This is a genomic window from Winogradskyella sp. PG-2 (genome assembly GCF_000828715.1).
In the GTDB taxonomy this organism is placed as follows: domain Bacteria; phylum Bacteroidota; class Bacteroidia; order Flavobacteriales; family Flavobacteriaceae; genus Winogradskyella.
Genome location: NZ_AP014583.1, coordinates 2,562,976 through 2,577,052, shown reverse-complemented (window position 1 = coordinate 2,577,052; position 14,077 = coordinate 2,562,976). Strand labels below are relative to the sequence as shown.

Below are 14,077 nucleotides of genomic sequence, written 5' to 3'. Positions count from 1 at the left end.
CTCACTACGCCATACACAGTGGGCGTTGTGCTTAATGGAAAAAATGAAACTATCAGAATATAATATCAATACTTTAATGCTTTTTCTTCAACAAAAAATTGAGGAAAATGCAGAATACGCAGCTGACGAATTGGAAAAAGGAAACTCGACTGATTTTTTGACTTATCCACCAAATGGAGGTTTAACCGAAATGGAAAAATCTTCTCTGGAAAAATTAAAAAATGACCCTATTTTAAAAGGTGCATTGAGAAAAGTTTTAGCAGATAACTCTGCCGGAGTTTTATTTGAACTGCTAAATATTATTGACGGAACTTCGGACCCAGATGAAAATCTTGGGAAATGGACTGAAATTAGTTTTGTAGATAAAACAAGTGAGTTAGCTGAAAATACTGAAATGCTGCACGATGAATTGTATTCTAAATATTGGGACTGGAAAAAAATCAGACCGAATAAAAACTAGAAATTGGACAATCACGATGAATAAAACACTAAGCACAACAATGTATAACCGCAATTACGGCGGATTCGACTACGTCCGAATCCACTCGGAATTACTAACGTCAGTGCTTAACCGAAAAACAGTAACTTTAAACCCGTAACTGACGGCTATACGAGACCGTTGTGCCCAATTAAAAAATCCGTTCTATTACATAATTAAAGGAAATGAATGTATATTTGATAGTATCAAATGATAGTATCATAATGAAACCACCTTACGAAATAACATCTTCGATTTTAAAATTAATAACTTCTATTTCTGAAAAAATAGGAGAAGTAAATGCTAATTTATTAAACAAACCTTCACCGAAACTCAGAAAACAAAATAGGATTAAAACTATTCATTCTTCATTAAAAATAGAAGGAAACACACTCACGGAAGAACAAATAACAGCACTTCTTGAAAACAAAAGAGTTATTGGTCCTGAAAAAGATGTTCTTGAAGTTTTAAATGCTATTAAAATCTATGAAAATTTAGAAGAATACAATCCTTCTAATGAAAAATCATTTTTAAAGGCACATCAAAACTTAATGGAAGATCTAATTGAAAATTCTGGCAAATATAGAAATCAAAGTGTAGGAATCGTTAAAGGCTCTAAAGTTGAGCATTTAGCACCACCTTTTGAAAATGTGCCATACTTAATGAAAGACCTTTTTGAATATTTAAAAAATTCAGATGAAATTGAGTTAATTAAAAGTTGTGTTTTTCATTACGAAATGGAATTCATACATCCTTTTTTAGATGGAAATGGCAGAATGGGACGATTATGGCAAACTTTAATTTTAATGGAAAAATATCCAATATTTGAGTTTCTACCATTTGAAACTTTAATTAGCAACGACCAAGAAAAATATTATAAAGCCTTGGCTGAAAGTGATAAATCTGGAAAATCAACTAAATTTATCCAATATATGCTAAACGTAATTGACATTTCAATAAGCCAATTATTAGAATTCAATAATAGAACTTTAAGTGAAAAAGACCGGTTAGAATATTATATTTCCTTGAATAAAACTGAATTTACAAGAAAAGATTATATGGATATTTTTAAGGATATTTCTTCTGCAACAGCTAGTAGAGATTTGAAAAAAGGAGCTGAAATCGGTTTATTTGAAAAAATCGGAGAAAAAAATAAAACGATGTATCGACTAAAATAACTGGGCACAACACCGTGTATAATTAATTGCTTTGGCAAGTGCTTATTTGGAAAATTCCTTCGGAATTTTCTCAGGTTCATATTTGTTTACTAATTTAGTTGCTTAGCCACGCAACTAACCATACACAATTCCGTTGTGCGTCATTAAAATGCACTCGTGATCACTCAAAATAAAAAAGGTACTAATCGCTAAAACAGATCGTATTTTTTTGATGGATAAATCTGGTACAGAGCGTACGAATTTTCGCAAAGATTATGTTCCGGTTTGAGGCGAAACGGATCAGGTCCACGGATAAAAACTAACGGATAAAAACTAACGGATAAATTATACTGGATAAGAAACAACGACCGCACAACACAATGTATAAAACATCGCTAGTTTTGGCTTATCAAAATGTCTGTGTTTTCTTGCTGTTTCCGCCAATTTTTTAGATTTTTAAGCTTTAAAAATGATAAATTAGCACAAAATATAAAAACTCGGCTCATTGTTTAACCAGAATATACTACTTTTAAGCAACGCTACGTTTCATACACAAGACCGTTGGTATGTAATTGCCTGCGGCACGTAGAATCGCGTTTTCCAAACGCTGCCCTTCTACTAATTACATACCAACGCCCACTGTTTGTCGCACCTCGCTAATTTTATGTATATTTAGTCGAGTCTACGAGAACTCCGAACGATACTACACACAACAGCGTGTATAGCTAATCAGGCGCAACAATAGCTTTCCGTGAGGCGCGCCTCACTACGCCATACACAGTGGGCGTTGGGCGCAATAAGTAAAAAATGAGTACTACAATAGACATATTACCAGTTGAATCGACTGAAATAACTTTTGGGCAAGTAATAAGTCTATCTCAAAAGCATATTCATTCTTTTCTAAAATCAGTTGGAATTGAAAAAGAGATTGAATTAAATGTTACTATTCGTGATAAAGATGAGAAATATATGTTTGATATTGAATTATCGGACACATTTCAATGGAAAGAGAATGAATACGCTTGGTTTACAATAAAAGGAATTGCGGGTGGTACTGATGCTTACTGTGAATCAGTGGTAGACCCTGACGACTCTGACGACCCTTGGTGGAAACTAACTGACTTTCTAGAGGGTCACAAAACAATCGGTAATATTGACCTAAAGTTAGAAAAGTCTAAAAAACTAGACCGAATGTGGTCTTTTAGACGCTCAGCAGGTCAACCTGGAATTATAAATATTGGGTATGGAATCATCAGTGCTTCAATTGCGGAATTAACATCGGGAATTCTTTCATCAACTGACGGGGCTTGGGATTATCGTCAATTCCCTACTGAAAGCAAAGAATTTTTGGAATTCTATTTCAGACCCGACAAAGCCATGAATGAGGATGATGCGGTATGGGCAAGAACCGGTATTAGTGGTGTAGAAAGAGAATTACTGCGCCCAACAACGTATAAAAATAATGGCGAAGAATCTACCAATACAAAAGACAGAAACAATAATTAACTATGATCTAAATTGAAAAGTTTGTGGTCCTAAACCGCCACTATTTTTATACACAACCGTTGTAAAACATTTGACTCTAGTTAATGATATTAAATTCAAAAAAAAATTCCGTAGTAATTTTTGGCAATTATGCTAGTATAAAAAGTATCATCTTAACTAATGAAGCAATTCGCATAGCATCAAAAATAAATAAAATAAAAGTTTTACTAATTTGCGATACAAGCTCTAATAAGTCCAAATTAACCCGAAAAATATTTTGGAATATTCAAACGTTTTGTAGTCTAAGGGGAGTAAAAATAATTATTCCGGAAAACAACAATATTAATCATCCGAAATTTATTAAATTTTTAAAAAACAAAATTCAACCAGATTATGCATTTTCTTTTGGCTGTGATCAAATATTTAGTATCGAATTACTCAATGTTTTTAAATCTGGTTTAAATAATCATAATGGTATATTACCTTCTTATAGAGGTTGGCTAGTAACACCTTGGACACTCTATAATAGAGAAAAAGAAACAGGCTATTCTTATCATTATATGACAGAAAAAATAGATCATGGACCTATTTTATTGTCAGAATCAATTCAAATTGACAACAAAAACTTAAGGAAAATTAAATTTGAAAAGGCGAAACTAGCCTCATTAAATTTAAATAAAGTTATAATTGATTTTATTAATAAGGTTCAAGGAAGTCCTCAACAAGGCAAACAAAATTATTTTAGTAGAAAGGATTTAATTGATATAACTACAATTAAGAACCCATCAAATCATACATTAGATGAATTGCAGCATAGAATGGATTCATTTGGTTCATTAAAAATAATGATTAGCAAAAATTATGTTAGAGCAACTAAATTTAAAGTTGAAACTAAAATTTTTAAAAAACAAAAAAAAATTGGTTTATAACTTCAGATGAAATTTTTGTTATTCTAAAAAAAGAGAATAAAATTGACCTTGTTAATAGATTTATTAAAAGGTTATTATCCATTTTTAAACTACACTTTAGACATAAATAAGTTTTAGAATAATTAGAGTACAATAAAATTAATGAAAATTAAATAATTTAATAATCTTAAATATTTTTTAACAGAAGACTTAAAATTTACTCAATTTCAACACCACCAGAAACGGAGAATTAAAACGTTTTACAACAATAGCTATAGGTAATTGCTTGAGATTAGTAAGTACCAATCGGAATATTCTTCGAATATTCCTCACTTTGTGCCTTTTTGCTATCTTAGTGATTTAAGCAAATACCCATAGCCTAATCGTTGGTATGTAATTGCCTACGGCACGTAGAATCGCGTTTTCCAAACGCTGCCCTTCTACTAATTACATACCAACGCCCACTGTTTGTCGCACCTCGCTAATTTTATGTATATTTAGTCGAGTCTACGAGAACTCCGAACGATACTACACACAACAGCGTGTATAGCTAATCAGGCGCAACAATAGCTTTCCGTGAGGCGCGCCTCACTACGCCATACACAGTGGGCGTTAGGCATAATTTAAAAAACTGAAAACAACATAGTGATTAATGCATACGAATACTTTAAAAATCATCCAAAATTCAACAAACTTGTTGGCAATGATTTCTTATTCGTAGAATATAAATGCCCTCTCAATATTGAAGAGTATCAGTTATGGATTGAGAATCATTTAATCACTTATGTCATTAGCGGAAAAAAGGATTGGATTACTTCAAAAAACACCCATAAACTTACTGCGGGAGATACTCTTTTTGTTAGAAAAGGTGTTTATACTACAAAACAATATTTAGAAAGCGAGTATTGCGTAATGCTATTTTTTATTAATGATGATTTTATAAAAAAGTTTATTTCAGAGAATCCAACTTTTAAAAAAGACTTCAATCATAAGAAAGAGCATAATCAAATTTTCGACATTACTACTAATGACGTGTTTAAAACTTTAATAAAAAGTATATTCCAATATTTAAACCAAGAAGTGGAAATGCCTAAAGAATTAGTGGAAATTAAATTTAAAGAATTACTCTTCAATATCGTACTTAATTCAAATAATAACGAACTGCTAGTTTTCTTTAATTCAATAACACAAAACACTAAATCAACTATTGAAAATATAATGATGGAAAATTTTCAATACGATTTAAAAATAGCTGATTTTGCAAAACTTTGTGGAAAAAGCCTATCTTCTTTTAAGCGTGAATTTAAAAGTAAATTTAACAAAACACCAAGTAGGTGGTTAATCAACAAAAGATTAGACTACTCTAAAACACTATTATTAGGGACAAATTTAACCGTAAGTGAGGTAGGTTGTGAATGTGGATTTAAAAATAATTCCCATTTCATTCAAGCTTTTAAAAAGAAAGCAAAAGTAACGCCACGTAGATTTAGAATACTTAAAAAAGAAACGTAACTATATTTATTGGGCTTTTAAGAACATTATTTGGACTTTTAAGAAATCCTGATTGGAAATATAAATACAACCTTTACATCATTATTAAATTAAAAAAATGATGTGATGCCTAATCAAGATTTTTCATCCAAGAGTACAAAATCCATTAAAGACTATTCCATTGTTCATCAAAGACATTTAGTTCTTTATGAAAAATATCAAAATGATTCCACATCTGCTTGGATTACTGATTCAGCGGAGGTTGTTGGAATGAATTTACACGACCCATTTAGAACATCGGTTTCCATAAATGGTAAAATGAAGATTCCATTTAAAATTGGAGTTCATAAAGCAGTTGGAGGCGACCACGATTTTCCAAATCCTGGAGATTTACTCTGTGCTTCATTAGCTTCTTGTTTCGAAAGTACGATTAGACTCATTGCTAATAAATTGAAAATAGAACTTATTGAAACAAAAATATACACAACGGCTCAAGTTGATGTAAGAGGAACATTAATGATTGATACATCTGTTCCCGTTGAATTTCAATCTATGCATATTGATGCATTAATTATTGCCAAAAACACAAATGAAAAGCTATTACACACATTAATAAACGGAGCAAAACATAGTTGCATTGTTTATCAAACTATAAAAAAAGGAATCCCAATTACTTTAAATACCGAAGATAAAATCAAAAACTAAAAACATAAATTATGAAAAAATATATCATCCTATTTTATGGAATTGTTGCCTATTTGGTATTTCTAATTGCATTTTTATACGCCATTGGTTTTGTAAGTAATATTATCGTTCCAAAATCAATAGATTCTGGTTCGGAGACCACATTGCTTTATTCTATATTTATCAATGTAATCTTATTAAGTGTTTTTGCTCTACAACATAGTATAATGGCGAGACCAAAATTTAAAGAATGGTTTAATTCCATTTTTAGTCAAGCTATGGAACGTAGCACATATATTTTACTTTCTAGTTTAGCTCTAATTTTAATCTATTGGCAATGGCAACCAATAACAACTATAATTTGGGAAACTGAAAACACAGTTCTTTCAGGTATTATAACTGGAATATTTTTTCTAGGTTGGCTTATTGTTTTACTTTCTACGTTTATGATTAATCATTTTGAGCTTTTTGGATTAGCCCAAATTTTCGATAATCTAACAAACAAACAAACTGCCAACCCGAAATTTCAAACCAACTATTTATATAAAATTGTTAGACATCCTATAATGCTAGGTTTTATAATTGCCTTTTGGGCAACACCAACTATGACAGTTGGGCATTTACTATTTTCTTTAGTAACTACTATGTACATTTTTATAGCTGTAAAATATTTAGAGGAAAAAGACCTGCGTAAATTTATTGGAGAAAAATATGAAACGTACCAGAAAGAAGTACCTATGATTGTACCTTTTACAAAAATTAAAATCAAAGGTTGATGAGTAAAATTGAATCAAAATTAATTGAATTGGGTATTAAATTACCAGAAGTACCAAAACCTGTTGCAAATTACATTCCAGCAAAGCGAACCAATAACCTTATTTATATCGCAGGACAAATTCCCATTCAAAATGGAATTGTTCAGAAAGGTAAACTTGGAAAAGATATTACATTAAATGAAAGCAAGAATGCCACAAAATTATGTGCCATTGGATGTTTAGCCGCAATAAAAACAATTTGTCCACTTGATAAAGTAACTAGTATTGTTGCGGTACACGGATTAGTGAATTCGACCTCTGAAAATACTGAACAAGCTGATGCTATGAATGGTGCTTCCGATTTTATCGTTGAAGTATTTGGCGAAATTGGCAAGCATACTCGAACAGCAGTTGGAGTAAGTGTTCCTCATAATATTGCAGCTTCGGTTTATATGATAGTCGAAATTGAGGATTAAAAAAACTATGCCTAACAATATGTATAATTCATTGCTAGTTAGAGCCTACTTACTAAAGTCCTCACGGACTTTCTATCTGTGAATTATTTGCTAAATTTAGTGCTTAAACACGCAACGAAATCATACACTAGACCGTTGTGCTTCATTATAACCAACCAATAACCAATGATAAAATTCTTTAGAAAAATTCGCCAAAACTTGCTTATGGAAAACAAAACTGGAAAATATTTTAAATATGCTTTTGGTGAAATAGTTCTTGTGGTTATCGGAATTTTGATTGCCCTACAAATTAATAATTGGAATGAGCGAAGAAAAATAAAGTTTAAATCTCAAAGTTATATTGATAAAATAATAAATGATCTTACCGTCGATACTTTAAACATTAACAAACTCATTATTAAAACCACCGATTATAAACAGAATATTGATAATTACTTTGACTATTTTGATTCAAATGACATTTCTCAATCTTCAATTGATGAACTAATCGATAGTTCAGATGTTCTAGCTATGTATCTGAAATATCACCCTGTAAATCAAGCATTCAAGAATATGGAATTTTCAGAAAACGGAAGTTTACTTAATGAGGTACAACGTGATTTTCTTATAGAATTACTCTCGAAACAAGATGAATTTGAAATTATAAATCGTGAGTTTTTAGATAGAGCAATAGATGAACGAAAAGCTAGTGAACAGTTACTTGGAATTCCATCAAATTTTTATAGTAAATTAAAAATAGAAACAAATATTGAACGGAAAACTCAAGGTTTACTTCATAGGCATCTACATTTAAAAGCATTAAAAAATTTGTATGATTATATAGAATCACGTGGCCAAGGTATCAATGCCTTATCGCGTGAGGCTATTGTTTTATTAAATAAGTAATCTAATGCTAAAATAACGAATGCACAACAACGTGTATAATTCATTGCTAGCACTCGCCTACTTACGAAAATCCTCGCGGATTTTCTATTCGGTTTGTATTTGCTAAATTAGTTGCTGAAACACGCAACGAAATCATGCACAAACACGTTAGGGCAAATGCCATAAATCAAAATTATGATTGCAGGAATAAATTCAGATAACAAATGAAAAAAACTAAATACATTTTTTTTGGAATTCTATGTACTCTATTTGTTACATCGGAATTATACTCTCAAACTGATAAAGAACAAATATCTGCCATTAGAAATGAATCAAATACGGCACTCAAGTCTTATCAGAATGAAAAAGTACTTTCATTTTTAACGGATGATGTTTTAATTACTACTGGAAATGGAACTTTATTATGTGGAAAAGAAGAATTAGAAAAATACATATCTGATGGTGGAAAAAGTAAGATGTATTGGATTCGCCAGACCAAAGAAATTAAAGTTAATGAAAAAAGAGGTTTAGCTTGGGAAAATGGAATTTGGAATGGATACGACCCAGAAAAAAGTGATGATTCTATTATCAATGGGAATTATTCAGCGATGTGGACTAAAGAATCTGGTGTCTGGAAAATTAAATCTCAACTTTTTGTAACTCTATCAGAAAATTAAAGGACTATGCCCTAACAACGTGTATAGTTAATTGCTACGTTGTTTAATCAAACTCTCGGCAATCCTAACGGATTTCCTTACCACTCACCTTTTTGTTATCTTAGATGCTTACGCAACTAATCTTACAAAAGACCGTTGTGCTTCATTATAACCGACCGCTAACCGATGATAAAATTCTTTAGAAAAATTAGACAAAACTTATTAATGGAAAACAAAACTGGAAAATATTTTAAATACGCCCTAGGAGAAATTGTACTTGTCGTAATTGGAATTTTGATTGCTTTACAAATCAATAATTGGAATGAAAAACGAAGACAAGAGAATAAAATAAAAAGCGTCTATTCAATTATTAAAAGTGATTTAACAAATGATATAGAAAAGTTTGATAAAATAATTAATAGCATGACTTCGTTGGATACGGTTTTTAAAAAAATTATTCAAAAAAAGATGACCTTGGAAGATTATCAGAATTGTCCGGATTGCGTGTACTTACTCGATGGCTATCAAGATATTGAGGTGGAAGAGCGTGGTTTCAAATTATTGACGGATAATGGTGATCTCTTTGATGCCAAAAAAGACAGCCTTTTTATTGATATCAATAGTTTTTATTCTTATTACAATACTGAAATTGGTGTTTCAAAAAAAGAAATGTCAACGGATTTTCAAGATAATTGGTTTTATTGGAAAAATAATAAACCATGGTTCTCTGATTTTTATAATCGAGTAAAAAACGATGACCTCATATCCTATATGCTGAATTCTTGGGATTATAGAAATAGAGTATCCGCAGCTTATATACTTCATTATAAAATTTATTTAAACCAATTAGTAAACTACAAAAAGGATGCCCTTAAAATAATTGAAGATATTAACATTAGAACAGAATAACGAAAGCACAACAACGTGTATAATTAATTGCTAGTTCTAGCTTACTTACGAAAATCCTCGCGGATTTTCTATTCAGTTTGTATTTACTAAATTAGTCGCTTAATCAACGCAAACAAATCATACACAAACACGTTGTAAAACATATGAAAAAAATCCTGCTAACATTTATAATCGGAATTTTAATTTGCTCTTGTTCAGCGACTAAAATTGGAAAGGACAAAACAAGATATTTCGATAAAAATAATGTAGAAATAAGTAAATCTAAATTTAACCGAATTCGCTCAACGAATAAATTGTTAAACGTTCAAGGAGATTCAATTAATCATAGAAAATTGACTTTAAGAGAAAAACGGGGGAAAATAAATGATAGAAAAAGTCTTGAATTATTACTTGAGAAAGCTACAAATCTTGAATTGGATTCTACTAAGCCAATAGTTATAATATATTACCCTGGAAAAGACCCTTGTAATTCTAGCGGTTCAGCTACAAAAGAATCAAGAAAGATTTGGTTTGGACAGTTAGAAGATGGTATCAATCAAGTTGCTCAAACTAAACCTATTTATATTTACAAAGAGAATGATGGATTGAAAAAATATGATGGAGTTTTGACTTGGTACAAAGACCCAGAAGGGACTATTGAAAGACTATTTTTTGAACATCATTATCCATGTAGCAGTTTTGTTGTAATTTCTAAAAATGGTGATTATATGAGTTACTTTGGAGAATTTGGAAAAGAATATGTTTGGGAAGCAACTCAAATAATGAATAAATAAATACGTTTTACAACAATGGTTATAAGTAATTGCTTGTTCTCGCCTACTTCTGAAAATCCTCGCGGATTTTCAGCTTGGTGTGTACTTGCAAAGTTAAGTGCTAAACCAAGCAACTACTCATAGCCTGGACCGTTGTGCGTAATTAACCCAAACTATGCGAAAAACCATTCAAGTAGAATTTAAAAATCCTTTAGGAATATTTAATCTTGATGATTTTAGCTATTTATATAATGATAAAGAACTAAAAAGAATCGCTGAAGATTCTTCTTTATATTTTATTCTTCAACGTCCTTGTCTGATATTTAGAAATATAAAATGTTCTACAAAGTTTCTTACTGGAGAAATCTCACAACCTTTAACTGGAATTAATATAAAATTTCAATTACCATTATATCAGAAAGACGTAATTGAAACTGAAAACATATCGAATATTGAGCTTCAATTGTGTTACAATAAAAGCTTAAAGAACGAAGAAAATCTAAATGATTTCATTGATGTTATTATAATAAAAATTCCAGAAGAAAAGGATTTCACTAAATTAATCACGCCTGACAGAATACTAAGAAGCCATTACAATAAGAATTGGATAGTTAATATAAAAGGAGAAACAAAAAAGCTCTTAGAATTTGATGTAAAATATATTGGTCATTCTGTAAAACAATTTATAGCGAAAAGGATTGAAAACCATAGCAATATCCAAAGAATTTTAACGACGTCATTACCTATCCAAAAAGGAATGCAAATTTCAAAAGAACTTTGTATCTGCTTACTTGAAATTAATGATATACTTGAGGCTAAAACTATTAGTCCAAATGATTATGGTTCTGAAAATAATAGTAATCTACTTAAATTACCAAACGAAGAATCTATTTACTACGATGCCGAAAAAGCATACATTAATTTCTTTTCGAAATCAAAAAATAACTTATTAGAAAACAAAGACCTATATGCTTCTTATCCAAAAGGAACAAACGGACTATTTGATGAAAAATATGAAAATATAATTTATAACATACAAGATGAAATCACATTAAAATACGGAGATAAAGAATTAAATAATAAAAATGTTATTTATGTCAATCGGAAATTAAAAACAGTTGAAAAAAAATAACTACGCACAACACAGTATAAAATTAATTGCTAGTTTCTAGCTTGCTTACGAAAGTCCTCGCGGACTTTCTATCTGTGATTTATTTGCTAACTTTAGTGCTTAAACCACGCAACTAATCTTATACAAAACCGTTACCACACATTAGAAAAAAACTCAAAACCGAATGAATAACTATATTTTCAAATCCGAAAGATTGGGGTTTAGAAATTGGAATGAAAATGACAAACTTAAAATGGGGGAAATAAATTCTGACCCTAAAGTTATGGAGCATTTTCCTGCTATTCCAACACAGAAACAGACTGATGAATTCATTGAGAGAATGCAAACTCAGTTTTCTAAAAATGGATTCTGTTATTTTGCTGTTGACAAACTTGACAATAAAGAGTTTATTGGTTTCATAGGAATTGCCGAACAGAACTTTGAATCTGACTTTACACCTTGTGTGGATATTGGGTGGAGATTAGCTAAAACAGAATGGGGAAAAGGTTTTGCAACAGAGGGTGCGAAGAAATGCCTTGAATTTGCATTTAACGAAATTGGATTAGAGAATATTAAATCGATTTGTCCAGAAACAAATGATAAATCTAAAAAAGTGATGAAAAAAATCGGAATGAAAAAGACTAAAAGTTTTAATCATCCCTTACTTTCAGAATATAAGGAATTGGAAAAATGTGTACTCTATGAAATTGAAAAATAACGTGTGGTAACAAAGTGTATAGCCAATAGGGCATTTAGAGATAAATTGAAAGTCCTGTTCTTTGAGCAGGCAACGCCAAAACAAAGTTTTGACGTTTAACAAAAAAGAAAATTAAAAGTAAAAACGTTTGTTTTGGCTTTGTGGTAAACCGAAAGTGAAGTGCTTCGAATCTGCCCTACTGTCCATACACAAACCGTTACCAACAAGCTGAATGAACGAACTGTTAGAATTAAATAAAGGTTTTCTAATTAAAGGATATTTGTGGATAAGTGGAATTCTGACTTGTGGATTTTCTATCTATCTGTTTTTCTTTTTTTCAGAGGTTTCTATAAAATGGATTTTGATAGTTTATTCTATAACTTTCTTTTTTGCACCTTTACTAGTTCTCTTTGGCTGGATTTCTAATGCAATGAATATAAGAAAGCATAGAAAACGAATCTTGAATAAAAAACCATATAATGAATTAGAAAAAATCGGATTTAACAAAAAAGCGATTAAACCAAATTATAATGGCTTAAGCGATTACATTCTATTTGGGGAAATAAATGGTTATCAGATTACTTTTGATATTAATATTTCGAATCCTAAAATTGCGGAATTTATTATTTATAAGCCTTCAGGTATAGTAGATAAGATTGATTTCTCAAAATATACTTTTTCTAAAAAAATTGATACGAGTAAAGAAAATTTAAATTCTATTCAAGAATTAGAAACAACGTTAACGAAAATGACACGATTAGTGAAAAATGGATAATCGGATTATAAAAATAGTAAAAGCCAGTTGGTAACACCGTGTATAATTAATTGCTTTGGCAAGTGATTATTTGGAAAATTCCTTCGGAATTTTCTCAGGTTCGTATTTGTTTACTAATTTAGTTGCTTAACCACGCAACTAACCATACAGTTAACGTTAGAGTTCATTCTAAATAAACTATTTCATGTATAAACACCAACCTTTAAGAGTATATCCTGATTGGCAAGTATTGTACAATCAATTTTACGAAATAGATGAAATAACCCAAGAAAACATTGAATGGGTGGACACTGATTTTCAACTAAAACTATATAGTAAATTACGGAATCAATTTATAGCTATGTGGTGGACACCCACGCTTGATGTAAACGGATACTATCATATCGAAGTACGCCCCGCACTGGAAGTGTATTGTTCTAAAACCAAAAGTATGGACTTGAAATTTGAAAAAATCCATACTGTTTTTGAAAGTCGAGACAGGTTAGAAATTGTGGAAAAGCTTGAAGAAGACCTAATGTGGAAACTACCTCACTACGAAGATCCTAGGATTTTAAAAGGTCCTGGGCTTGTTGACCAGCCCTCAGAATCATACAGGATTGATTTGGAAGAAAACGGATTCAATGAAAAGTTAATGAATAATATATTGTTAAATGGAAATAAAAAAGTACAAAATATAGCGCTTCTACATCCTGATTTGAATAGGAATATCATCTTGCGATTTAAAGAAGAAAGTCCTTTTCTTAAAGTGCAAAAAAGAGCAGCACACTTATTGACTAATAAAAAATATAAATTGTGAATAATAACGAACTCTAACAAGGTGTAAAAATGCATTAAAACGCATTTTACACAAACCGTTGGCAATAATCTACAAATACACAG

At 30.6% G+C, this 14,077-nt stretch carries 16 protein-coding genes; all 16 read left to right on the top strand.

Annotation, left to right across the window (positions count from 1 at the left end; all coding sequences use genetic code 11):
- The first annotated feature begins 43 nt into the window (after positions 1-43).
- Positions 44-460 (top strand): hypothetical protein, encoded by a 417-nt coding sequence (locus tag WPG_RS11495; protein ID WP_144374466.1) that lies wholly within the window; start codon positions 44-46, stop codon positions 458-460.
- 242 nt (positions 461-702) lie between these two features.
- Complete coding sequence (locus WPG_RS11490) at positions 703-1,656, top strand: Fic family protein (protein ID WP_045472709.1); 954 nt, start codon at positions 703-705, stop codon at positions 1,654-1,656.
- Between the two features lie 786 nt (positions 1,657-2,442).
- Positions 2,443-3,141 (top strand): hypothetical protein, encoded by a 699-nt coding sequence (locus tag WPG_RS11485; RefSeq protein WP_045472706.1) that lies wholly within the window; start codon positions 2,443-2,445, stop codon positions 3,139-3,141.
- 83 nt (positions 3,142-3,224) lie between these two features.
- The gene (locus WPG_RS11480; RefSeq protein WP_045472703.1) at positions 3,225-4,049 is read left to right on the top strand and encodes a formyltransferase family protein; all 825 of its coding nucleotides are present in this window, start codon (positions 3,225-3,227) and stop codon (positions 4,047-4,049) included.
- A gap of 624 nt (positions 4,050-4,673) precedes the next feature.
- The gene (locus WPG_RS11475) at positions 4,674-5,540 is read left to right on the top strand and encodes a helix-turn-helix domain-containing protein (RefSeq protein ID WP_045472700.1); all 867 of its coding nucleotides are present in this window, start codon (positions 4,674-4,676) and stop codon (positions 5,538-5,540) included.
- A 105-nt stretch (positions 5,541-5,645) separates the two neighbouring features.
- The gene (locus tag WPG_RS17535; RefSeq protein ID WP_052471251.1) at positions 5,646-6,224 is read left to right on the top strand and encodes an OsmC family protein; all 579 of its coding nucleotides are present in this window, start codon (positions 5,646-5,648) and stop codon (positions 6,222-6,224) included.
- Positions 6,225-6,235: 11 nt separating this feature from the next.
- Positions 6,236-6,979, top strand: a complete 744-nt coding sequence (gene mddA / locus WPG_RS11465) for a methanethiol S-methyltransferase (RefSeq protein ID WP_045472697.1) — start codon at positions 6,236-6,238, stop codon at positions 6,977-6,979.
- Entirely contained in the window at positions 6,979-7,434 is a 456-nt protein-coding gene (locus WPG_RS11460; protein ID WP_045472694.1) for a RidA family protein, read from the top strand. Before mddA ends, WPG_RS11460 begins: the two co-directional genes overlap by 1 nt.
- Positions 7,435-7,599: 165 nt before the next feature.
- A complete protein-coding gene (locus tag WPG_RS17530; RefSeq protein WP_144374465.1) occupies positions 7,600-8,319 on the top strand; it encodes a DUF6090 family protein in 720 nt (239 codons plus the stop codon).
- 203 nt (positions 8,320-8,522) lie between these two features.
- Complete coding sequence (locus WPG_RS17525) at positions 8,523-8,975, top strand: YybH family protein (protein WP_052471249.1); 453 nt, start codon at positions 8,523-8,525, stop codon at positions 8,973-8,975.
- A 204-nt stretch (positions 8,976-9,179) separates the two neighbouring features.
- Positions 9,180-9,863, top strand: a complete 684-nt coding sequence (locus WPG_RS17520; protein ID WP_171817136.1) for a DUF6090 family protein — start codon at positions 9,180-9,182, stop codon at positions 9,861-9,863.
- Between the two features lie 143 nt (positions 9,864-10,006).
- On the top strand, positions 10,007-10,636 hold the full coding sequence (locus tag WPG_RS11440; RefSeq protein ID WP_045472404.1) for a hypothetical protein: 630 nt from the start codon (positions 10,007-10,009) through the stop codon (positions 10,634-10,636).
- Between the two features lie 154 nt (positions 10,637-10,790).
- Positions 10,791-11,747, top strand: coding sequence for a hypothetical protein (locus WPG_RS11435; protein WP_045472691.1), 957 nt, complete (start codon positions 10,791-10,793; stop codon positions 11,745-11,747).
- A 163-nt stretch (positions 11,748-11,910) separates the two neighbouring features.
- Entirely contained in the window at positions 11,911-12,444 is a 534-nt protein-coding gene (locus WPG_RS11430; protein WP_045472401.1) for a GNAT family N-acetyltransferase, read from the top strand.
- A 211-nt stretch (positions 12,445-12,655) separates the two neighbouring features.
- Positions 12,656-13,198, top strand: coding sequence for a hypothetical protein (locus tag WPG_RS11425; protein ID WP_045472688.1), 543 nt, complete (start codon positions 12,656-12,658; stop codon positions 13,196-13,198).
- A 184-nt stretch (positions 13,199-13,382) separates the two neighbouring features.
- A complete protein-coding gene (locus tag WPG_RS11420; RefSeq protein WP_045472686.1) occupies positions 13,383-13,994 on the top strand; it encodes a hypothetical protein in 612 nt (203 codons plus the stop codon).
- The last annotated feature ends 83 nt before the right edge of the window (positions 13,995-14,077 follow it).

Excerpts from the sequence above, each read along its gene's own strand:
- WPG_RS11495 (WP_144374466.1), top strand. The coding sequence starts at position 44 with ATGAAACTATCAGAATATAATATCAATACTTTAATGCTTTTTCTTCAA.
- WPG_RS11490 (WP_045472709.1), top strand. The coding sequence starts at position 703 with ATGAAACCACCTTACGAAATAACATCTTCGATTTTAAAATTAATAACT.
- WPG_RS11485 (WP_045472706.1), top strand. The coding sequence starts at position 2,443 with ATGAGTACTACAATAGACATATTACCAGTTGAATCGACTGAAATAACT.
- WPG_RS11480 (WP_045472703.1), top strand. The coding sequence starts at position 3,225 with ATGATATTAAATTCAAAAAAAAATTCCGTAGTAATTTTTGGCAATTAT.
- WPG_RS17535 (WP_052471251.1), top strand. The coding sequence starts at position 5,646 with ATGCCTAATCAAGATTTTTCATCCAAGAGTACAAAATCCATTAAAGAC.
- mddA (WP_045472697.1), top strand. The coding sequence starts at position 6,236 with ATGAAAAAATATATCATCCTATTTTATGGAATTGTTGCCTATTTGGTA.
- WPG_RS11460 (WP_045472694.1), top strand. The coding sequence starts at position 6,979 with ATGAGTAAAATTGAATCAAAATTAATTGAATTGGGTATTAAATTACCA.
- WPG_RS17530 (WP_144374465.1), top strand. The coding sequence starts at position 7,600 with ATGATAAAATTCTTTAGAAAAATTCGCCAAAACTTGCTTATGGAAAAC.
- WPG_RS17525 (WP_052471249.1), top strand. The coding sequence starts at position 8,523 with ATGAAAAAAACTAAATACATTTTTTTTGGAATTCTATGTACTCTATTT.
- WPG_RS17520 (WP_171817136.1), top strand. The coding sequence starts at position 9,180 with ATGGAAAACAAAACTGGAAAATATTTTAAATACGCCCTAGGAGAAATT.
- WPG_RS11440 (WP_045472404.1), top strand. The coding sequence starts at position 10,007 with ATGAAAAAAATCCTGCTAACATTTATAATCGGAATTTTAATTTGCTCT.
- WPG_RS11435 (WP_045472691.1), top strand. The coding sequence starts at position 10,791 with ATGCGAAAAACCATTCAAGTAGAATTTAAAAATCCTTTAGGAATATTT.
- WPG_RS11430 (WP_045472401.1), top strand. The coding sequence starts at position 11,911 with ATGAATAACTATATTTTCAAATCCGAAAGATTGGGGTTTAGAAATTGG.
- WPG_RS11425 (WP_045472688.1), top strand. The coding sequence starts at position 12,656 with ATGAACGAACTGTTAGAATTAAATAAAGGTTTTCTAATTAAAGGATAT.
- WPG_RS11420 (WP_045472686.1), top strand. The coding sequence starts at position 13,383 with ATGTATAAACACCAACCTTTAAGAGTATATCCTGATTGGCAAGTATTG.